This is a genomic window from Mariniflexile aquimaris (assembly GCF_042676825.1).
GTDB classification, from domain to species: Bacteria; Bacteroidota; Bacteroidia; order Flavobacteriales; family Flavobacteriaceae; genus Mariniflexile; species Mariniflexile aquimaris.
On the sequence record NZ_JBHTIB010000014.1, the window covers coordinates 1 to 21,535 of the forward strand.

Genomic DNA, 21,535 nt, shown 5'->3' on the forward strand with positions numbered 1-21,535 from the left:
GTGACATAAAATCACTACCTTTAAATTATTAATTCTGTATCACTATTTCAGGACGTCACATTTCGTCTAATGTATATCGCGGTTTTTCATTGCTTACCTCAAAGAGTTTCGTGTAATCCATCACATTCGATACTCCGTCCAATTCGCATAAATAAGTAATAACGGCTGAAAGTCCGTTAAACAAAACATCTTTATCCGTTGGATGCTTCGGCTTTTTGTTTTTGTAATGTAATGGAAGTTGGTAACCACAGGCTTTTAAAAAAGTAGCTTCAATTTGCAATAATTCTAATGGCGTGTAACCATTAAATTTTCGCCCCAGATTTTGATGTACGCTACCTAGATAATTCAATTCTAAAGCACCATGATGGTCAGATAAATGTTTCCAACTGTCTTTGTTGTCTAGAATATTTCCAACAGCACATTGCATACAACACTCCGGATGCAATTCATTATTATGAAATGCATTATAAAGCTTTTTTATAGCCAATTCAAGCCTGTTAGAAGTATTCAAAACATCGTGATTTTGATTCTAAATTAATAAAAAATCATGTTATTTCCTAAAGGGGCCTTTTAAAACACTAGAGGAATGATGAATTTAAACATTAAAATCAATAAGATTACGGATATCAAATTTAAGATGATACCTACACGCGCCATTTCACTAACCTTTATATACCCGCTGGCAAAAACAATGGCATTTGGAGGGGTTGCCATAGGAAGCATAAAGGCGCAACTACTGGCTATGGTTACAGGAATGAGTAGATAAAGAATGGGAATGTTTAATCCGATAGCGATTCCTGCCACTACAGGGGCCAAAACAGCCGTAAGAGCAACATTACTCATTAACTCCGTCATAAACAGCATTAAAACGATTAATAAAGATGCCATAATTAGAACACTCACTTTGCTGTTTGAAATACTTGTGGCAATTATATCTACAATACCACTTTCAGACATGCCGTTTGCCAATGCTAAGCCACCACCAAATAGAATTAATATACCCCAGGCTAATTTGTGAGTGTCATTCCATTGCAATATAAAATCACCTGTTTTTAAATTAAAGGGAATGGTAAAAAGTGCTAAAGCACCAAAAATACTAATCATGGTGTCAGACAAATCCAAATTTGGTATAATGGAATTAATAACACTTCTAAATATCCACAGAAAAACCGTGATTCCAAATATGGTTAACACCCGTTTTTCTTTGGGAGTCATGTTGCCTAGTTTTAAAATCTCGGCATCAATAATATCTTTCGACGCATTAAATTTTAAGCCATTATTCGGAAACATCCATTTTACCATTACGAAATATATAATAGCGATTAAAACAATAGAAAACGGTAAGCCAATGAGCATCCATTTAAAAAAGGAGATTTCAATTTGATATTGGTTTTCAAGGAGTCCGATTAAAATAGAATTGGGTGGTGTGCCAATAACGGTTGCAATACCCCCAGCATTGGCCGAAAATGCAATTCCCAACATAACACTAATTGCAAAATTCTGATCGTTTTTAGTAAAGCCATCGGCATCATTAATTAGTAAATGTATTACCGATAAAGCAATGGGGAGCATAAAAACAGCACAGGCGGTGTTACTAATCCACATGCTTAAAAAAGCAGTGGCAATCATAAATCCTAAAATAACTTTGTTGGGTGTCGTGCCTGTTTTTTTAATAATATTTAGTGCAATTCTGCGATGCAGGTTTACTTTCTCCAGTGCCAGCGCTAAAACAAAACCACCAAAAAACAAAAATACAATCGGACTTCCATAATTCGCTCCCACAGCATCCATGGGCATTACTTTAAAAATGGGAAATAATAATAATGGCAGTAGTGCTGTAACAGAAATAGACACCGCTTCGGTAATCCACCAGCAAACCATCCATAACGCCGTAGCAATTACGGTGTCGGCGTTTGTTGAAATAATATCAAAGGGTAAAAGTTGAACAATGATAAATAAAATGGGACCTAAAAACAGTCCGATTATTTTGGAGGTCGCGTATGTGCCCATAATTTAATTTTCTGAATAATTTATTTCATTAAGAACTGCATTGAAAGGTAAACATTTTTTAATTTTAGCATGAGTAAATAAATAATATTATTTTTGTGCTATGAGCAAAGCACTTACAGAGCAGGAATTGCACAATTTAGCAATGAACCATGTTGGGAAAGATTTAGAACAACGTGGTTTCGAGTTTATAGCGATTAACAGTAAACTAAAAAAACATCCACAATTTGTTTGCATCGATAAAAACAAGCAATATTATTTTGTAATTGTAAGAGCCGTTATTTTACCCGATAATCCTAATAATTACGATGTGATTTGGATGGAAACTTTCAAAAAACACGCCAGAGAAAAAGATGCTAAAGTGCTTTATGCGGGTGTTGGAATAGGTAATATTACTGGAGAAAAAGAGCCCATTTATTTAAATCAGGATTATTTATTAGAGTATAACGGCATACAGGTGCTAGAAACAAATTTGAATTAACTATAATGAAACAAGTGTCATTTTTAATCATATTATTACTTGTTGTTTCTTGTAAAAAAGAGGTAAAGAACACGAAGCTTGAGGGTTCGGTTTTTGGTACAAGTTATCACGTTATTTATAATTCTGAAGAGAATTTCGAAAAGCAATTTGACAGTTTGTTTTATGTCATCAATAAGTCGATGTCTACCTATCATGTAAATTCTGATATTTCTAAACTAAATAGAAATGAAAGTGTTGATGTAGATACTCATTTTGTAAATGTTTTTCAGGCTTCACAAGTAATTTATAAGGAAACAGACGGCGCTTTCGATCCCACTATTGGAGCTGTAGTGAATGCCTGGGATTTTGGTCCGGAAGGTAAAATTGCGAACATCGATAGTTTAAAAATTGATAGTTTAATGGTGTCTGTGGGATTAAACAAGGTAACTCTTTTGGATACTAAAATTACGAAGCCAGCAGGGACATTTTTAGATTTTAACGCCATAGCAAAAGGGTATGGTGTTGATGTTATTGGCGAGTTTTTAGAAAGCAGAAATGTTAAAAATTATTTAGTTGAAATTGGTGGTGAAATTAGAGCTAAAGGCAAGAATGTTGAAAAGGGAACTCCATGGAAAGTTGGTATAGAAACACCTAATTTTGATGAGCAACAAGCTATCTTAGAAGCTGTCGAAGTGAATGATGAAGCTATGGCAACCTCAGGTACGTATAGAAAGTTTAAGGTGGATAGTCTTGGTAACCGATATGCTCATATAATTGATACCAAAACAGGGTATCCTAGCAAAACGAATGTGTTAAGTGTTTCTGTGATAGCCAAAGATTGTATGACTGCCGATGCCTATGCTACTGCGTTTAAAGCGATGGGGATTGAAAAAGTAACAGCTTTTTTAAAATCGCACCCAGAATTGAAAGTATTTTTTATTTTTGAAAATGATAAAAAGGAATTGGAGACTTTATCGTTAAATAATTTTCCGAAGTAATATAGATTTAAATGTGACCGTTTAAAAAAAGATGTGTCACATAAATGCTATTAATCAATTAAAAAGTTGAGGGAACCATCGGTTAACTCAGCTTTTTTTATTTATAAACCACAGGAATAATTTCTCCTTTGGCTAAACAATATGTTGTTATTTCGTCTGCTGCAAGCGTTGCAGTATAATCAACCTCCTCAACTTTAAAACCAATACTTCTTAACTTGTCGAAAAAATCACGCCCATACACACGCACATGGTCGTATTGCCCAAATAGTTTGGCGCGCTCATTTTTATCGGTTATGGTATTGTCTTCAAAAGTAAACTCCCGATTTAAATCTTGTGGAATTTGAAAAATTCCCATGCCACCAACTTTCATGACACGATAGAGTTCATGCATCGCCTTAGTATCGTCGGGTATATGTTCTAACACATGGTTGCATAAAATCATATCAAATTCATTGTCATTGAAGGGTAAATTACAAATATCTGCCTTCACATCGGCCAATGGCGAATTTAAATCTGTGGTTACATAGTTAAGATTTTTCAATTTCTTAAATCGTTTGTAAAAAGCCTGTTCTGGTGCGAAATGAAGTATTTTTATTGGAGCTGAAAAGAAATTAGTTTCATTTTTTAAATACAGCCATAATAATCTGTGGCGTTCTAAGCTCAATGTAGATGGCGATAATACGTTGTTTCGTTGTTTGCCGTATCCGTAAGGTAAAAAGGACTTAAAACTTTTACCATCAATCGGGTCGGTAAATGTGTTTCCTTTAAGTATTAAAACTAAAATAGGGCGAACTAGATAACTTAACCTAATTAATAAAGGTCTTGGGACAAGATTTAATAAGAATTTGAATATTTTCTTTGACACGGATTTCACAGATTTTCACTAAAATTTATAAAATTACTCTTTTGTATTTTAGACTATCTTCTCCAAAGTTAATAAGTAATCCGATTTTTAATTTTGAAACTGCTAAATAATTTAGAGTTTGTTTAATGTGCGAATCTGTAAGAGTACTTATTGCTTTGATTTCTAAAATAATTTTGTTGTCAATTATAAAATCAGCTATGTATTTATGCGGGAGTAAATTGCCTTTATAAGCTATATTAAATTTAGATTCTCTAGAATAGTTAATATTATTATCAATTAATTCAATTTCAAGCGCATCCCCATAAATTACTTCGCTAAATCCTTTCCCTAATTCACTATGGACATTCATGCATAATCCAATTATTTTATAGGTGTCTTCCTTGTAAATTAGTTGACTCACAATTTTTTGTAATAATTTTTATATAATTCTAATTTGTGCCAATCCGTGAAATCGGTGTCCAAAAATTTAAAGCACTAATGCTTTTTGGCGGAATTCATCCTCTTCGTCAGAGATAATGCCAAGCGCTTCGTAAATATATGCAAATGTTGAAAGCAATTCGGGCTTACCATCTACAATAGCTACATCGTGTTCAAAATGTGCTGAAGGTTTATCATCTAAAGTGGTTATGGTCCATCCATCTTTATGTTGTTTAATGCGATGTGTTCCCATATTTATCATAGGTTCGATGGCTACTACCATACCTTCCATAAATTTTTTACCACGTCCGCGTTTACCGTAATTTGGCATTTCTGGGTCTTCATGCATTTTTTTACCTAAGCCATGGCCGACTAATTCTCTCACTACGCCATAGCCATGGTCTTCGCAATATTTTTGAATCGCATACCCAACATCGCCAACGCGATTGTTTATTTTAAATTCGCGAATACCAACGTATAACGACTCCTTTGTAACTTGAAGTAATTTTTCGGTTTCCGGAGCGATTTCACCAACAGGAAATGTATAGGCATGATCACCATAAAAGCCATTTTTAAGTGCACCACAATCGATGGAGATGATATCACCTTCCACCAACGGTGTATTGTTCGGAATACCGTGTACAACTTGGGTATTCGGACTCATGCAAAGGGTATTAGGAAAATCATACAATCCTAAAAATCCAGGAATCGCACCGTGGTCTCTAATGCATGTTTCGGCAATTTTATCGAGTTGTAGCGTGGTTACTCCTGGTTTAATTGCTTTTGCAACTTCGCCTAATGTTTTAGATACAATTAAGGCACTTTCACGCATTAATTCTATTTCTTCTCTGGTCTTTATAATAATCATGTATAAAAAATATAGGTAATGATACTTAAAACGCTCTATTAAAAATCGCTTTATAGGTTTACCATTTATTTAAAAAAATCGAAAAAGCTCTTTTTTTGTTCTATTACCGGTGGATTTGTGTTTGTTATTAATTGGTAAATTTCTCCCCATCCATAAAAACCACCAACATTTCTATCGTCAATAAAGAGATCGGCATGAATTTTTCGACTGATACTTTCGCTAAAGTCTTCTTCAGGAAAACTTTTATTGACGGCGTAAAAATAGATGCCATTTTCTTCACAAAATTTTACCGCTTCTTGTAATCTGTCCCCACTTCTGTAGGTCCATAAAATTAAACGATGTCCTTCTTCTTGAAGCTTTTTTAAAGTTTCGAAAGCAAAAATCATGGGTTTACCTATTTTTGGATAGGCATCTTCCACAATGGTTCCATCGAAATCGACAGCAATTATTAGGTTTTCGTTAAATTTCATTCAAATTTGGGGCTTTGTTTTAACACAAAAATACAATAATTTATTTTTAACTATCTAGACTAAAGGATGTTGCGTCATTGCTTTAGGTTGTTCAACGCCCATTAATTTTAAAATAGTTGGCGCCATATCTCCTAAAATACCGTCTTTAATGGTTTTTAATTCATTATCTATTAAGATTACAGGTACCGGATTTGTGGTATGTGCTGTATTTGGAGAACCATCAGGGTTTATCATAGTTTCGCAATTACCATGGTCTGCAATTAGCAGTGTGGTATAACCGTTTTCTAATGCGGTTGTTACCACATCTTTTACGCAGGCATCAACAGCTTCGCAAGCTTTTATGGCTGCTTCCATGACGCCAGTATGTCCAACCATATCGCCATTAGCAAAATTTAAACACACAAAATCAACCTCTCCTTTTTGTAATTCTGGAATTAATGCATCGCGTAATTCGAAGGCACTCATTTCAGGTTTTAAATCATAGGTAGCTACTTTTGGAGAATTTCTTAGAATTCGAGTTTCGCCTTTAAAAGGTTCTTCGCGTCCGCCAGAAAAGAAAAATGTAACGTGCGGATATTTCTCTGTTTCGGCTATTCTAATTTGTTTTTTATTGTTCTTTTCTAAAACTTCACCTAAAGTTTCGCTTAGGTTGTCTTTATTAAAGATAACATTTACGTTTTTATAAGTGTCGTCGTAATTGGTAAGTGTTACATAATGCAAATTCAATTTGTGCATGTTTTGCTCATGAAAATCGGTTTGCGATAAGGCTTCTGTTAATTCGCGTCCACGGTCTGTTCTAAAATTAAAGAAGATCACAACATCGTCCTCTTTTATTTTAGCGACAGGATTCCCAACATTATCAACCATAATAATTGGTTTAATAAACTCATCGGTAATGTCGTTATCGTAATTTTTTTGCATGGTTTTCGTAATATTGGTCGATTTTTCACCAATACTATTCACCATACCATCGTACGCTAATTTTACGCGTTCCCAACGTTTATCTCTATCCATAGCATAATAGCGACCAGTAACGGTAGCTAATTTGGTTGGGGTGTTTTTTATATGACTTTCTAAAGTGGTTAAAAACCCGAAGCCTGCTTTTGGGTCTACATCTCGTCCGTCTGTAAAGGCGTGTACATAGGTGTTTTTTAAACCAAAATCGTTAGCTGCATCTATTAAACCTAATAAATGTGTTATGTGAGAATGCACACCACCATCGCTCAATAATCCTAAAAAGTGAACGTCTTTATTGTTGGTTTTGGCATAGTTAAACGCGTCAACCAATACTTTTTCGGTATTAAGCGTTTTATTTTTTACTGCTAAATTTACTTTCACTAAATCTTGATAAACAATACGACCTGCTCCCAAATTCATATGTCCTACCTCGCTATTTCCCATTTGTCCTTCAGGTAAACCAACATGTAAACCATCTGTTCTTAACGTGGCGTATGGGTATTTTTTATATAAAGAATCTATAAATGGCGTATTGGCATGATCGATTGCGGAAACTTTTGGGTCTGGAGAATTCCCCCACCCATCGAGTATCATTAGGATAACTTTTTTGTTCATTGGTTTTAATATTTTAAAAAGAGTTCAAAGATACTGAAGTTTGATAAAATACCGAGTGCTTTTTAATTGAAAATCCTTCGTAGATATTGATTTTTAAAAGAAAATTAAAATGATTGGATTCTCTTGAGTAAAAGTGAGTTAAACGTTAAAATTCTGTTATAATTGATTTTAAATGTAACAGAATTAATCGATTGTCGTCTTTATGGTATATCAATTTCATTAATCAAAAATCATTAATCATGAAAAAATCAATCATTATTTCTGCAGTGGCATTATGTTTCTCTATGGCCACAGTACATGCAAACACAATTAGTCTCAACACAGACCATTTAAAAATGGTGCCTACATTAAAGGTTAATTCCTTTTGTATCTCAATTGCCAAAGGCGATATTGAAACCGTAAAGAAGTTGCTTTCTTTAGGTGAAGATGTGAATCAAAAATCGTATGGCATGACGCCATTAATGTATGCTGCCAAGTACAACAGAACTGAAATTTTAAAACTGCTTATTGAAAAAGGAGCCGATTTAAATGCAAAATCTGATAAAAACATGACAGCTATTAAGTATGCCGAATTGCATGGCGCAAAAGAAGCTTACGCCATTCTGGAAAAAGCCTTGTCTGAAAAATAATTAGAAGTTAGTTTTTAATTTGAATTAGTTAATTAAAGTAAAGAAGTCCTGAATTTCAGGACTTCTTCTTTTTTAATCAGATTAGTTTATAATGCTTTGTACATAATAAAATGCTGCCCAATATTCTTAATATCAAAAGGGAGTCCAATTATTTGATATCCGGTTTTTTTATAAAATCCAACGGCTTTTTCTCGGGCATTGCACCATATAATTTGTGTGTTTTGTTGTTTTAATAGGTTTTCTCCGTGACTTAAAATTAATTTACCCAATCCTAGATGTTGCTTTTCTTTTAAAATAGCCATTCCACGAAGCTGATATTGAGATTCCTCTTTTAACAATGCATGTTTACTCTTTAAAAAGGAACATACGCCTACTAGATTACCCTCATCGAATAGTCCTAAATGAAAAGTAGTGTTTAATGTATCGCCATCAAATAAACAAGATTCTATAGGTTTGCCTTCTCGTAAAACGGGATGTCTTACGGTATAGGTTTCTAATGCTGAAATTTTTTTAATAAGGTAATCCAATTTTAAGTAGTTTTAGGTTATGGCACGTTGTAAATCAAACTTAATAAAAATATTTTTTAATAAATTGTGCTGCTTGAAATTATTTAACTTCGCACAAAAAAAATGTCATTTACTTTTAAAATAATAACACAAGAAAAATTAGACGACATACTGCCGTTAGTTATAAAATTAAATAACGGGTCTGTTGATTATGAGGTTTTAAAACAACGTTTTTCTGAAATGTTTACTCAAAATTACGAATGTACAGGCGTTTATGATAAGGATACTTTAATTGGTGTTTGCGGGTTGTGGTATTGTACACGGCATTATTCTGGTAAAAGCGTAGAGGTAGATCATGTTTATATTGATGATAGCTACCGAGGACAAGGACTAGGGAAGGCGTATTTTAAATGGATTTACAATTATGTGAAGGCAAAAGGCTATGAATCAATAGAGTTAAATACCTATGTGAGCAATTTTGATTCTCATAAATTTTATTATAATGAAGGCTTTAAAATATTGGGGTATCATTTTTTTAAAAAGCTGTGATTTTTTCTTGTTAATTAAAGAACTGTTTTTATATATTTGCGGAAGAATTGCGGGAGTAGCTCAGTTGGTAGAGCGTCAGCCTTCCAAGCTGAATGTCGCCGGTTCGAACCCGGTCTCCCGCTCAAAAGCTTCATAGAAATATGGGGCTTTTTTATTTATATACAGATTGTGATTAATAACTTGTTAGGGTGAGAAGTTTATCCTGAGCGGAGTCGAAGGGAACCCGGTCTCCCGCTCTAAAAGCTTCATAGAAATATGGGGCTTTTTTTTGCTGAAAACCCTGCTGTTTTTGGATAGTACAAAACTTAGCTGATGGTTGCGTGAGGGATAGAAGCGAAAAGCCCACAGTGACCCCGAGGCTTCGGGGGCGCGCGGACTTGTAGCGTATAGCCCGACCTTTAGCCGGAACTTAGTGAAGGATAAAGGGCACGCCCTAAATTTATTTTAAACTATTAAGTTCGGTGCCTGTTTTAACTTCGTAAGGAGGTTTATTGTGCTCAAAAATACGTGCGCTTAATGGTCCTTTTAAAATAATAGAATTGCCAGTAACTTGCAGCCAACTTCCTTCGCGCAAACCAACAACGGGAGGTGTATTAAAACTATGAAACTCTTTTATTCTGGTTTCTCTGGTTTCGCCCATATGCTTGCTACCGGTATCGGGGTCTAAATAATGCGGATTTATATTAAATGGCACAACCGCCAAGGCATTAAAGCTTGGTGGGTAAACAATAGGCATGTCGTTGGTGGTTTTAATGGTGAGTCCGCAAATGTTACTTCCGGCGCTGGTTCCCAAATACGGCGTGCCATTTTTTATGGCTGTTTGTAATACTTCTATTAAATTGTTTTTGTAAAGTTGGTAGGTTAAAACAAAGGTGTTGCCACCACCAACAAAAATAGCTTCGGCTTGTTTTACCGCTTCTCCAGGGTTTTCAAATTCATGAATTCCTTTTACTGTTTTGTTAATTTTAGCAAACGCTTCAGACACTTTCTGGGTGTAATTATTATGAGAAATGCCGCTTGGTCTTGCATAAGGAATAAATAAAATAGTAGTTGTGTTTTTAAAGAATTCGGTTAATTCATCTAAAATATAATCTAAATAATCACTTCCGTGTACGGTAGAGGTGCTGGCAATTATTACGTTTTTCATCAAGTTTATTTTATGAAGTAAAGTTAGCCAAATGTAGGTTTTAACAAAAATTTTATATGTTTTGTTACAAAATTTAGTTTTTATGACTTATTTTTAAGTAAAAAGAGACTATGAAAAACATTTTATTCTTAATTACGGTGTTTATTGGCTTTCAGGCATTTTCGCAAGACTTAAAGCGGATTCAAGTTAATGGAAAAGTTATTGTTGAAAGTAGCGATATTTCTGGGATTACGGTGTTTAATAAATCGTCGAATGGGGTGGCTGTTACAGACGATAATGGCGAGTTTGTTTTAATGGTGGCTTTAAATGATTTGATTGAAGTGAGCGCATTACAATTTCAAAACATTAGTTTTCAGGTTAACGAAGCCATTATTCAGTCTAAATCCATGAAAGTTTTTTTAATTGAAGAAATTAATAAACTTGATGAGGTTATTGTTAATTCGAATAAATTATCCGGCAATTTGGTAAAAGATATAAAAGCAACAAAGCCATTCAATCCGAAATTAGATGCGTTGTATTTTGGTATTTCACGTAGTGATGATTATGATTTTACAGACGATAATAAATCGGGCGTAAGCAATCTTAGCATGAATTCTCAAAGGCAACATATGATAAATGGCTTAAATATTGTGAATGTAGTAGATCAGTTATTACTTCCTTTATTTCGATCGGAAGCAAAAAACAAAAAAGATTCTGGTGTTACAGAAGTTCCTGTAGAATCTATAAAATACTATTTTGGGTCGGAATTTTTATCTGATAATTTTGCTATTCCAAAGCATAGAGTTGAAGAGTTTATACGATTTGTTGAAAGTGAAAATTTCGATTTTTCATTACTTAATTATGGTAGGGAATTGGAGTTTTTAGAATTGTTACACAACAAAAGTTTAGAGTTTTTAAAGAAGTAAAAGTAGCTAACCATAACTGTTTTAAATAAGCCTTACTACTTTAACAAAAGTTTAGAAGTGATTTTAATTTTATTTAAGAAATCATGTGCGTTCTTTATGCCGCCAATCATTTTTTATGTTAAAATTACAACCAATTATTTTTATTTTTACGCTTCTGTGTTTCCAAATAAATTTTTCGCAATCAGTTAATATTAAAGGTAAAGTAGACAGCGCTGTCGATGTAGAAAATATTCACGTTATTAATAAAACAGCACAAGTTTTTACAATTACAAATAGTAAAGGAGAATTTGAGATTTCGGCTAGCTTAAACGATGTTATTGTGTTTTCGTCAATTCAACAAATATCAAAATCCATTGTTGTCGATAAGAATATGATTTTGTTTAAAGCGATACGCGTTGTTTTAGAAGAGCAGATAACCGAATTAGACGAAGTAATAGTAGGTAAAGTACTTACCGGAAATTTACTTTCCGATATAAAAAATGTGGAAGGTGATGCGCCCATAAATTTTTTCGATGTTGGCATCCCAGGATATACCGGAAAACCAGCAACCCAAAGCGAAAGACGGTTAAGTGAAGCTTCCAGTTTTAATCCGAAATCTGGAGGTTCGTTAGGCGGATTTGGAGGTTCAGTTTCCGCAACGGCTTTAATAAATGCCATAACTGGTAGAACTAAAATGTTAAGAAACAGAGTAGATTTAGAGTCTAGAGAAGAATTAATGCTTAGTATAAAAGGCCGATTAGCGAAAGATTTTTTTATTTCAAACCCCTTAGCTGAAGATTTAAAAATGGATTTTTGGTTTTTTTGTTCCGATGATGAAAATTTTATTAAATACTGTAAAGGTCAAACAGATTTTAACATATTAATTTTTCTTAGAAAGAAATATAGAGAGTACATCGAAAATCGCAACCTTAGTACTGATTAATTTTTTGTAACAATTAAAACAAAACAGTTACTTTGGCAAAAACATTTAAATGGAAAAGCTCAAATGTATATGTGAAACATATTATTTTCGTTTATGTTAAACTTTTTATTCTTTTTGTATTTCTAAATTGTCGAACAAGTTTTTCACAATCCGTCGAAATCACAGGAATAGTTAAAAGTAATATCGATGTTGAAAATATTCATGTAATTAACAAAACAGCACAAATCTTCACAGTTACAAATAGTAAAGGTGAGTTTATAATTGGTGCAAATTTAAGTGATACAATAATATTTACTTCTATTCAGCATAAGACGAAAAGGGTCGTTGTAGATAAAAATATATTATTGTTTAAGTCGTTGGCAGTTACATTAGAGGAACACATTAATGAATTGGACGAGGTAACGGTTGGTAAAATTTTGACTGGAAATTTACATTTAGATGTTCAAAATATTGAAGGAGATCCACCCATTAATTTTTTTGATGTTGGTATTCCAGGATATACGGGGAAAATTGCTACCCAAAGTGAGCGAAGAATGAATGAAGCAACTACAGGTTCTAATGGGCAAAAACTAAAATGGTATTCACCTTTAACTGGAACAATTCCTTTAAACCCAATTTTAAACGGAATTTCAGGACGTACAAAGCAATTAAAAACTCAGGTAAAACTTGAAGAAAACGAAGCCTTAATGCTTAGTATAAAAGGCCGATTAGCTAAAGATTTTTTTATTTCAAACCCCTTAGCTGAAGATTTAAAAATGGATTTTTGGTTTTTTTGTTCCGATGATGAAAATTTTATTAAATACTGTAAAGGTCAGACAGATTTTAACATATTAATTTTTCTGAGAAAGAAATATAGAGAGTACATGGAAAATAGAAACATTAATATTGATTAATTTTTTGGAATGATGTTTGACGCTAGAGTAATAAAATAATTACATTAGTAAAAAATTAGGAATGCAGCACTTAAAACAACTTTTTTTAATTTTAGTACTACCACTTCTCGCGTTTACTGCTGTACATAAGTACTATGTTAGTGTTACGCAAATAAATTATGTGCCTAGTGAACAATCTGTTCAAATTATATCCAGAATTTTTGTTGACGATTTAGAAAATTTATTAAAAGAACGCTACGATGACGCTATAACGCTATCACCAAAAAATGAGGAAAGTACCACCGACGAGTACATAAAAACCTATTTAACAGAAAAATTAAAAATTAAAATTAATAATAAAGCCGCTCGTTTAACTTTTGTTGGGAAAGAATACGATGCCGATATTGTTAAATGTTATTTAGAAATAGAAGAGGTAAAAAAAATTGAGTCTATAGAAATTAGCAATCAAGTTTTGTTCGATTTGTATGATGAGCAACAAAATATTGTAAAAACTAAAATATATTCAAATCAAAAGAGTTTTTTGCTTGACCGAAGCAATAAAATTGCCCTGTTAAATTTTAATTAAAACACCATAATAGATATATAATTTTATTATTTTTGACCGTTTTTGACTAAATGATTAAATAATTATTTAAGAAAAGGACAAAAACATGAATTTAATTTAAAGGAATTGATGAAAAAATCTATTTTGTACTACTTCAGTATTCTGCTAATTTCTGGAGGAGTTTATGCCCAAGAACAAGTAAGCCCAAAAACAGGACATACAAACACTAATAAATTCAGACAAATGTATGATTTATTAGCAACGCCTAATATGTTCAGAACGGCTTCTGGTGCTCCGGGACCTGCATATTACCAGCAACAGGCAGATTACAAAATGGATATTGAAATAGATGATGTTAATGCACGATTAACCGGTAGCGAAATTATTACCTATACTAATAATTCTCCCGATGTTTTAAAATATCTATGGGTGCAGTTAGATCAAAATATGCGGGCAAAAGACTCCAAATCGCCTTTAATTGAAGAAAGCAGCTTTAGACCAGCAACCTCAATTTCGCAATTTGTAAAATCGCATATGTCTGAACCTTTAGAACGCGGTTTCAATATTTTAGAAGTAAAAGATACCAAAGGTGCTAATTTAGTGTACATGATTAATAGTACCATGATGCGTGTTGAATTGCCTACACCGCTGCGAACCGGTGAACAATTTTCGTTTGCAATTAAATGGTGGTACAATATCAATGATCATGTAAAAGAAGATGGGCGTTCTGGATATGAATATTTCCCTGATACCGACAACCGTATTTATGTGATGGCGCAGTTTTATCCACGAATGGCCGTTTATAATGATGTTGAAGGATGGCAAAACTCTCAGTTTTGGGGGCGTGACGAATTTGCCCTACCATTCGGAAATTTCGATGTTAACATCACCGTTCCTGCCGACCATATTTTAGATGGCACTGGAGAATTAATAAACAGAAAGGAAGTATTCTCAAAAGTAATGATGGATCGTTATGAGAAAGCAAAAAAATCATACACAGAACCCGTTAAAATTGTAACACAAGCCGAAGCAGAAATTGCTGAAAAAGGAAAAAGTAAAAATAAAAAAACCTGGAAATTATCTGCAAAAAATGTGCGCGATTTCGGTTTCGCAACTTCAAGAAAACTTATTTGGGATATGATGGCGGTAAAAATAGGAGACAGAGACGTTATGGCTGTTTCTATGTATCCTAAAGAAGGTAATCCGCTTTGGGAAGATTGGTCTACTAAAACTGTAGCCAGTACACTAAAGTCGTATTCACGAATGACATTTGATTATCCTTATCATAAAGCTATTTCGGTACATGCACCAATGGGAATGGAATATCCAATGATTTGTTATAATTATGGAAGACCAAATCCAGACGGGACTTATAGCGATAATGTTAAGTATGGTATGATGGGTGTTATTATTCATGAAGTGGGTCATAACTTTTTCCCAATGATTGTAAATAGTGATGAGCGTCAATGGACCTGGATGGACGAGGGCTTAAATTCATTTTTACAGTATGTTGCAGAACAAGATTTTGCAGAGTGGTACCCGAATGCTTTATCTCCTGGTCACGATAAATTCCCTTCAAGAAGAGGGCCAGCTCAAAAAATTATACCATATATGGGAGGCAACCAAGATTTTATATCTCCAATAATGAGCAAAGGTCTTAATGTGCATCAATTTGGTGATAATGCCTACGGAAAACCAGCGACCGCCTTAAACATTTTAAGAGAAACGGTTATGGGTCGCGAACTGTTTGATTATGCTTTTAAAGAATATGCACAACGTTGGATGTTTAAACATCCAACACCCGAAGATTTTTTCCGTACTATGGAGGATGCGTCTGCTTTCGATTTAGATTGGTTCTGGAGAGGATGGTTTTATACAACAGATTGGGTTGATATAGGCGTAAAAGAAGTGAATCAATACGTTGTGTCGTCACAACCTAATGACTATGGTAAAAGAATTGTACAACGCTATAAAATAAGTTCAGATGATTTGGTTTATTTGGTTGAAGTGGGAAGTGAAGCATCAAGTGGCGCTCCGCAACATGTAAAACCTTCAGAAGCTTCAAAAAGCTTAAATGAATATCTTATGGATAATTTTACAGCCGAAGAGCGTCTAAAAATTAAAGAGCCTAAATACTTTTACAATGTTACCTTTAATAAACCTGGAGGTTTGGTGATGCCTATAATTGTAGAGTACACGTATGCCGACGGATCAAAGAAGCGAGAAACCTATCCTGCCGAAATTTGGCGATTAAATGATAATGAAGTGAGTAAAGCTATTGCTTCTGATAAGGAAATTGTAAGTATTGTAGTAGATCCAGATTTAGAAACTGCCGATATCGATACTTCAAACAACCATTGGCCAAAACAGAATGAGAAATCTGACTTTGAAAAATTTAAAGACAGAGTAAGAGGTTAATAAACTGAATATTAAGCCGAATTTTAAAAATCGGCTTATATTTTTCTAGATATTTATTTAAAATTTGACGGTTTTTATATTTGTATTCAAACAACTTACTATATTTGTGTTGTGAAAATATATACTACATTTTTATTTATTAGTGGTGCAGAAATAGCGTTTATACTATTTATTGTACTCATGGTATTTGGTGCCGATAAACTTCCTGAAATGGCCAGAGGTTTAGGTAAAGGTATGCGCGTACTTAAAGACGCTACCAACGACATTAAGCATGAAATTACTAAGTCTGCTGAAAAAAATGGTATAGACACAAGTATTGTTACAGATGTTAAAAAAGAAATTGATAAAGTTAAAGACAATATCGACGATTTTACAGGCTCCGTAAGACGGAAATTATAATTCTTCTAACTACTACATAACCAGAATTATAACGTTTTTAAACGTTTTTTTTTGCATTATTGTCTTACTAAACGAGTTTTTTAAGGATTTTATCGTTTTATTTTAGCATCGTCAGATTTTTAGTCTACGTTAGTAATCCCAAATCTAAATAATGAAGGATGAAAACTAACCTAACAATCAGTTTTTTCTTTATCTTGACTGTATCATTTAGCCAAAATGAGAGAAAAGTAATCAGCTACATCGACAGTATTAATTCGCTTGCATCAAATCATTATAAAAGTAATGATATCACGCAATCTTTCAATTATCTTCTTAAAAACGTAGAGCTATCGGCATCTATTGATGACGATTACGGCAATGCTCAAGCAAATTTTTTGCTGGGTAACTTATACAGGTACATGGGAATGCCTGATGAAGCTGCCGAATGCTATTCTAAAATGCTAAAGAGTGCAAAAGAAGTAGAAGACAACTATTTAATTGCGAGTTCTTACCTGAGTTTGGGTGAAATTTACAAGCTTATTAAACCTATGGAAGCTGTGATACCTTATTATAAAAAGGCATTAACTTATGCGTCAAAAAACAATGTTAGGGATGAAAACAATATAGATAAGAGGCAAAGTATTTTGTTTGATATACATATGAAGCTAAGTCATATTTATATGTCTGTATATCAGCCTAACGAAGCATACATGAATTTATTAGCTGCCGAAAAGAATTTAGATAACAACTGGTTTTCTAAGGCTTCTCTAAGTTATGCCTATGGGTTATATTATGTTAATTTAAAATCTTTTAATCTTGCCACCAGAAAATTTAGCGATGCTTTAGCCTATGTAGATAAGAGTAAAAATGATGTTGAAGATCTTAGAAAAAGTATCTTATTAAAAGAAATATATAAAGAACAATCTGTTGCACTGGCTTCTTTAGGAAAAGTAGACGACGCTTATTTGGCCTTATTAAATCATGATAATTATAGAGAAAAACTTATAAAAGCCGAAAAATTAAAAGAGGAGCAAAATGCGAATTCTAAATTCTTCATGCTACAGTATAAAAATATTGCTCAAACAGCCAACAAGGAACTTTGGCTCGTTCAAAATAAATCGAACGAAATTAAAAGTGTTGTTGTATATATAAGTGTAGCCGCATTTATTTTACTGATTTTAATTTTCATTCTGGTTAAAAATTACCGTTCAAAAAGACGCTTAAGTTTTATTTTACAAGAGCGAAACAGGTTATTACAGATTGCAAAAAATGAAGCTGAAAAATCTTCGAAACTGAAAACAGATTTTATTTCGAATGTAACGCACGAATTACGTACACCGCTTTATGGCGTGGTAGGGTTAACATCGTTAATGCTCGAAAAGAATAGTTTGAATGAAGAAGATCAGAAATTGTTGAAATCTTTAAAATATTCGGGAGATTATCTTTTAAATCTGGTGAATGATATTTTACAAATGGGTAAAATGGAATCAGAAAAAGTTGAATTAAAGAATGTTTCGGTTAATTTAAGGGAAATGGTAGGTAGTATCATCGGATCTTTTGAATACCGATTACAAGAAAGTAATAATGAAATTCATGTATTAATTGATGATAGTGTTCCAGAAGTCATCATGTGTGATAACGTTCGACTATCACAAGTCTTAATCAATTTAATTGGTAATAGCATCAAATTTACTAATAACGGTAAAATTTGGTTGCGAGTTATTTTAAATAATCTACGAACTGATGATGCAGATATCCGTTTTGAAATAGAAGATAATGGATCGGGCATACCTAAAAATATGCATAAAACCATTTTTGAAAATTTCACACAATTAGATGAAAACAAAAATGCTAACTATCAAGGTACCGGTTTAGGGCTTTCAATTGTAAAGAAAATAGTAGAGCTGTTTAATAGTAAAATTGAATTGTCTAGCGATTTAGGTAAAGGATCTGTATTTAGTTTTAATGTTACTTTCCAAATCGATAAAAATGTCTTACAAGACACTAAACCAAGTAAAAAAGGGAAAATAGTTTCATTAAATCAAGGGTATAAAATACTTATTGCCGAGGATAATAAAATAAACCAAATTGTAACTAAAAATTTATTGAAGAAGGAGAATTTTATATGTGATGTTGTTGAAAACGGACTGGAATGTGTTAAGGCGTTTAAAAGTAATACATACGATTTAATATTAATGGATATTAATATGCCCGTAATGGATGGCAACCAAGCCACTCAAGAAATTCGAAAAGAAAATTCTGACATTCCAATCATAGCCTTAACAGCTGCCGATATAGAAGAGGTTAAAAGGAATTTTGGTACTATTGGTTATAATGGTATTATTACAAAACCTTTTGATAATTGCGAGTTTTTCCAAGTAATAAATGCTCATATCCAAGCGAGTATTGCTAAGAGCAAGCGTGTAAGTACTATGGTTAAAGTATCGTAATTCGACTCTAAGATTTTCGACTTATCGTCAAACCATCTCTTATAGGTAATATTACAGTTTCAATTCTGTCATCATTTTTAAGGAGATTGTTATAATCTAAAATAGCTTTAGTCGACGTGTCATCGGGTTGCAACGGTTCAATTACTTTTCCGTGCCACAGGACGTTATCAGATAATATAATTCCACCAGGGTTAAGTTTATCTATAATTAAATGAAAGTAGTTAACGTAGTTCGGTTTGTCGGCATCAATAAATATTAAATCGAATGTTTTATTCAGTGCGGGAATAATATCAATCGCACTTCCCAGATGCTGAAATATTTGTGATCCATACTCAGATTTGTCAAAATATTTACGCTGAAAATCTACCAACTCTTCATTAACATCAATGGTATGTATTTCGCCATCTTTTTGTAATCCTTCAGCTAAACAAAGTGTTGCGTACCCCGTAAAAGTCCCGATTTCTAAAATGCTTTTCGGATTCACTAATTTAGAAATCATACTTAAAATACGTCCTTGGTAAGGACCACTAAGCATAATGGGTTGCAATATTTTTTGGTAGGTTTCTCGTGTAAGTTGCTGTAATAGTAATGGTTCGTCTTCAGAGTGTGCTACAACATAATCATCAAGTGCATCGGGTAAAAAATTCATAGAGGTACTATTCTGGTTTTAAATATTTGTTATAATTTTTTTGGCGGCTCCATAATTGTACCACATTTTCTGCAAGTGCGTCGGCTTTCATTAGTGTAAAACTTTTCAAAAATTTTAGGCATATCGGTTTCAATATCCTTTAATTTGAATTTTTTTCTATAAAGTAAATGGTTGCATTTTTCGCAATACCATTGCAGTGCATCCTTCATTTTTTTAGACCGGGGATACTCAATCACTAATCCAACCGTATTGGCGCCTCGCTGTGGCGAGTGTGGTACTTTTGCAGGTAATAAATAGATATCACCCTCATTGATAGGCACATCAACTGGCGTTTTTCCATCCATTATTTTTAAAATCATATTGCCTTCAACCTGATAGAAAAACTCTGGTGTTTCATTATAATGGTAGTCCTTTCTATTGTTTGGTCCGCCAACCACCATCACAATATATTCTCCATCTTCCCAAACACATTTATTACCAACAGGTGGTTTTAAAAGATGTCTGTTTTCTTCAATCCAGGTTTTGAAATTTAAAGGCGAAACTAATTTGCTCATATACTATAGCCCCTCTTAATCTCCCCAAAGGGAGAAACTCAAACAGGGTATGGTGAGTTTTTGTTGAACAGAGTTTAATTAATCTTAAAATTACTAATAAAAAACAAGTAAAAATATTTTATTTTTTTGATATATTCCTATCCTTTGAAGAGGGTTAGGGAGCGGCTTTTACAAACTCTTTGTTCTACCACCATCAACAGGTACATTAATACCATTTACATAACTTGCTGCTTCACTTGCTAAAAAAGTAACCACATTTGCAGTTTCTTCTGGTTGGGCAAAACGTTGTGCGGGTGAGTAGTTTTTCATTATTTCTGTCATTTCTTCTATGCTTGTTCCTTCAATAGAAGCCTTAATTTTAATAATTTCAGCTAAACGTTCGGTATCGGTAAATCCCGGTAATACATTGTTTACCGTAATGCCAAAAGCACCCAGTTCAACCGATAGAGTTTTGCTCCAATTACCCACAGCGCCTCTAATAGTGTTGCTTACGCCAAGACCAGGAATTGGTTCTTTTACGGAGGTTGAAATAATATTTATAATTCTCCCAAAACCTTCTGTTTTCATGAAGGGAACAGTGGCTTGTGCCAAAATATGATTGCATTTTAAATGCATGGTAAACGCATTGTCGAATTCATCTAAACTTGCAGAAAGAATGGCACCACTTCTTGGGCCTCCAGTATTGTTAATTAGGATATGAAACCCATGATTTTCATCAATAAACTTAATTATTTTTTCTTGTAAATCTCTGGGGTTTGTAAAGTCGGCAACTATGAAACTATGTTTTTCATTATTTGGTAATTCGGCCAGAACTTGTTTTAATTTATCTCTATTTCTGGCTACTAAAGTGACATTAGCGCCTTCATTTGCAAGTGCGATTGCTGTTGCTTTTCCAATGCCTTGTGTGCTTCCGCAAACTAAGGCGTTTTTATTTTTTAAGTTCAGGTTCATATTGGTAATATCCTCTATTAAATGTATTGACTCTTATTCTATCTTCTTTCAAAATTGTTGAATAAACTATAATTGGGATTAGCATAAAACCGCCAATTATCAAACTTGAATATATTCCGCCATTTTTAAGCAGAAATATCGGAATATAATATATTAAAAAAGGTGTTCCAACCAGAAATATTATACTAGCTATTACAAAAGCTAATTTTGATTTTTTTGCATACAAATCATTAACGATAAATAAATTTTTGTGGTGACAATTGTAACATTCTATGACTTTTATTTTTCCCTCATGCATTACAAATTCAACTCTAGTCTTATGATCTGAATTAAAACTAAGTTCATGTTTGCATTTTAGGCAAGTAGCGAATAGTTTCATCTAT

General features: G+C 33.3%; 24 protein-coding genes and 1 tRNA gene. 12 read left to right on the top strand and 13 right to left on the bottom strand.

Annotated elements, in window-relative coordinates:
* Positions 1–55: 55 nt before the first annotated feature.
* Both ACFQ0I_RS13335 and ACFQ0I_RS13340 read right to left on the bottom strand, forming a co-directional pair.
* The gene (locus ACFQ0I_RS13335; RefSeq protein ID WP_379943063.1) at positions 56–511 is read right to left on the bottom strand and encodes a Na(+)-translocating NADH-quinone reductase subunit F; all 456 of its coding nucleotides are present in this window, start codon (positions 509–511) and stop codon (positions 56–58) included.
* A 59-nt stretch (positions 512–570) separates the two neighbouring features.
* On the bottom strand, positions 571–2,010 hold the full coding sequence (locus ACFQ0I_RS13340; protein ID WP_379943065.1) for an SLC13 family permease: 1,440 nt from the start codon (positions 2,008–2,010) through the stop codon (positions 571–573).
* A 100-nt stretch (positions 2,011–2,110) separates the two neighbouring features.
* Between ACFQ0I_RS13340 and ACFQ0I_RS13345 the strand changes: the two genes are divergently transcribed.
* Both ACFQ0I_RS13345 and ACFQ0I_RS13350 read left to right on the top strand, forming a co-directional pair.
* Positions 2,111–2,488 (top strand): Na(+)-translocating NADH-quinone reductase subunit F, encoded by a 378-nt coding sequence (locus ACFQ0I_RS13345; protein WP_379943067.1) that lies wholly within the window; start codon positions 2,111–2,113, stop codon positions 2,486–2,488.
* A 5-nt stretch (positions 2,489–2,493) separates the two neighbouring features.
* Positions 2,494–3,465 (top strand): FAD:protein FMN transferase, encoded by a 972-nt coding sequence (locus ACFQ0I_RS13350; RefSeq protein ID WP_379943069.1) that lies wholly within the window; start codon positions 2,494–2,496, stop codon positions 3,463–3,465.
* Between the two features lie 97 nt (positions 3,466–3,562).
* Here the strand turns inward: ACFQ0I_RS13350 and ACFQ0I_RS13355 are convergent, their stop codons facing one another.
* The 5 genes from ACFQ0I_RS13355 to gpmI form a co-directional block, all read right to left on the bottom strand.
* Positions 3,563–4,330 carry a class I SAM-dependent methyltransferase gene (locus ACFQ0I_RS13355; RefSeq protein ID WP_379943071.1) on the bottom strand — a complete coding sequence of 256 codons (768 nt, stop codon included), beginning with the start codon at positions 4,328–4,330 and terminating at the stop codon, positions 3,563–3,565.
* Between the two features lie 25 nt (positions 4,331–4,355).
* Positions 4,356–4,730, bottom strand: a complete 375-nt coding sequence (locus ACFQ0I_RS13360) for a GxxExxY protein (RefSeq protein ID WP_379943072.1) — start codon at positions 4,728–4,730, stop codon at positions 4,356–4,358.
* 66 nt (positions 4,731–4,796) lie between these two features.
* Entirely contained in the window at positions 4,797–5,615 is an 819-nt protein-coding gene (gene map, locus ACFQ0I_RS13365) for a type I methionyl aminopeptidase (RefSeq protein WP_379943074.1), read from the bottom strand.
* Between the two features lie 65 nt (positions 5,616–5,680).
* The gene (locus ACFQ0I_RS13370; protein ID WP_379943075.1) at positions 5,681–6,085 is read right to left on the bottom strand and encodes a BT0820 family HAD-type phosphatase; all 405 of its coding nucleotides are present in this window, start codon (positions 6,083–6,085) and stop codon (positions 5,681–5,683) included.
* A 54-nt stretch (positions 6,086–6,139) separates the two neighbouring features.
* Positions 6,140–7,657, bottom strand: coding sequence for a 2,3-bisphosphoglycerate-independent phosphoglycerate mutase (gpmI, locus tag ACFQ0I_RS13375; RefSeq protein ID WP_379943077.1), 1,518 nt, complete (start codon positions 7,655–7,657; stop codon positions 6,140–6,142).
* A 239-nt stretch (positions 7,658–7,896) separates the two neighbouring features.
* On the opposite strand from gpmI, the gene ACFQ0I_RS13380 reads away from it, so the two are divergent.
* Entirely contained in the window at positions 7,897–8,286 is a 390-nt protein-coding gene (locus ACFQ0I_RS13380) for an ankyrin repeat domain-containing protein (protein ID WP_379943078.1), read from the top strand.
* Positions 8,287–8,372: 86 nt separating this feature from the next.
* On the opposite strand, the gene ACFQ0I_RS13385 is transcribed toward ACFQ0I_RS13380, so the two are convergent.
* On the bottom strand, positions 8,373–8,813 hold the full coding sequence (locus tag ACFQ0I_RS13385) for a GNAT family N-acetyltransferase (RefSeq protein ID WP_379943080.1): 441 nt from the start codon (positions 8,811–8,813) through the stop codon (positions 8,373–8,375).
* A 102-nt stretch (positions 8,814–8,915) separates the two neighbouring features.
* Here ACFQ0I_RS13385 and ACFQ0I_RS13390 point away from each other — a divergent pair, with 102 nt between their 5' ends.
* Positions 8,916–9,341: a GNAT family N-acetyltransferase gene (locus ACFQ0I_RS13390; protein ID WP_379943082.1), complete on the top strand. Its 426-nt coding sequence runs from the start codon at positions 8,916–8,918 to the stop codon at positions 9,339–9,341.
* A gap of 49 nt (positions 9,342–9,390) precedes the next feature.
* Positions 9,391–9,463, top strand: a tRNA-Gly gene (locus tag ACFQ0I_RS13395).
* Positions 9,464–9,780: 317 nt separating this feature from the next.
* On the opposite strand, the gene pepE is transcribed toward ACFQ0I_RS13395, so the two are convergent.
* The gene (gene pepE, locus ACFQ0I_RS13400; protein WP_379943083.1) at positions 9,781–10,488 is read right to left on the bottom strand and encodes a dipeptidase PepE; all 708 of its coding nucleotides are present in this window, start codon (positions 10,486–10,488) and stop codon (positions 9,781–9,783) included.
* Positions 10,489–10,598: 110 nt separating this feature from the next.
* Here pepE and ACFQ0I_RS13405 point away from each other — a divergent pair, with 110 nt between their 5' ends.
* From ACFQ0I_RS13405 to ACFQ0I_RS13435, 7 genes are all read left to right on the top strand, one after another.
* Positions 10,599–11,393, top strand: coding sequence for a hypothetical protein (locus ACFQ0I_RS13405; RefSeq protein ID WP_379943085.1), 795 nt, complete (start codon positions 10,599–10,601; stop codon positions 11,391–11,393).
* A 115-nt stretch (positions 11,394–11,508) separates the two neighbouring features.
* A complete protein-coding gene (locus tag ACFQ0I_RS13410; RefSeq protein WP_379943087.1) occupies positions 11,509–12,315 on the top strand; it encodes a hypothetical protein in 807 nt (268 codons plus the stop codon).
* A 32-nt stretch (positions 12,316–12,347) separates the two neighbouring features.
* Positions 12,348–13,208, top strand: coding sequence for a hypothetical protein (locus ACFQ0I_RS13415; RefSeq protein WP_379943089.1), 861 nt, complete (start codon positions 12,348–12,350; stop codon positions 13,206–13,208).
* Positions 13,209–13,269: 61 nt separating this feature from the next.
* Positions 13,270–13,773 carry a DUF6702 family protein gene (locus tag ACFQ0I_RS13420; protein WP_379943090.1) on the top strand — a complete coding sequence of 168 codons (504 nt, stop codon included), beginning with the start codon at positions 13,270–13,272 and terminating at the stop codon, positions 13,771–13,773.
* A gap of 108 nt (positions 13,774–13,881) precedes the next feature.
* Positions 13,882–16,170, top strand: coding sequence for a M1 family metallopeptidase (locus ACFQ0I_RS13425; RefSeq protein ID WP_379943092.1), 2,289 nt, complete (start codon positions 13,882–13,884; stop codon positions 16,168–16,170).
* 117 nt (positions 16,171–16,287) lie between these two features.
* Positions 16,288–16,569 (top strand): Sec-independent protein translocase subunit TatA/TatB, encoded by a 282-nt coding sequence (locus tag ACFQ0I_RS13430; RefSeq protein WP_379943288.1) that lies wholly within the window; start codon positions 16,288–16,290, stop codon positions 16,567–16,569.
* Between the two features lie 158 nt (positions 16,570–16,727).
* Positions 16,728–18,998, top strand: coding sequence for an ATP-binding protein (locus ACFQ0I_RS13435; RefSeq protein WP_379943094.1), 2,271 nt, complete (start codon positions 16,728–16,730; stop codon positions 18,996–18,998).
* Between the two features lie 7 nt (positions 18,999–19,005).
* Here the strand turns inward: ACFQ0I_RS13435 and ACFQ0I_RS13440 are convergent, their stop codons facing one another.
* From ACFQ0I_RS13440 to ACFQ0I_RS13455, 4 genes are all read right to left on the bottom strand, one after another.
* Positions 19,006–19,647, bottom strand: coding sequence for an O-methyltransferase (locus tag ACFQ0I_RS13440; protein ID WP_379943095.1), 642 nt, complete (start codon positions 19,645–19,647; stop codon positions 19,006–19,008).
* 29 nt (positions 19,648–19,676) lie between these two features.
* Entirely contained in the window at positions 19,677–20,201 is a 525-nt protein-coding gene (locus ACFQ0I_RS13445) for a 3-hydroxyanthranilate 3,4-dioxygenase (protein WP_379943096.1), read from the bottom strand.
* 168 nt (positions 20,202–20,369) lie between these two features.
* Positions 20,370–21,152 carry an SDR family oxidoreductase gene (locus tag ACFQ0I_RS13450; RefSeq protein WP_379943098.1) on the bottom strand — a complete coding sequence of 261 codons (783 nt, stop codon included), beginning with the start codon at positions 21,150–21,152 and terminating at the stop codon, positions 20,370–20,372.
* A complete protein-coding gene (locus ACFQ0I_RS13455) occupies positions 21,130–21,531 on the bottom strand; it encodes a hypothetical protein (RefSeq protein ID WP_379943100.1) in 402 nt (133 codons plus the stop codon). The genes ACFQ0I_RS13450 and ACFQ0I_RS13455 overlap by 23 nt, the downstream gene beginning before the upstream one ends.
* Between the last annotated feature and the right edge of the window lie 4 nt (positions 21,532–21,535).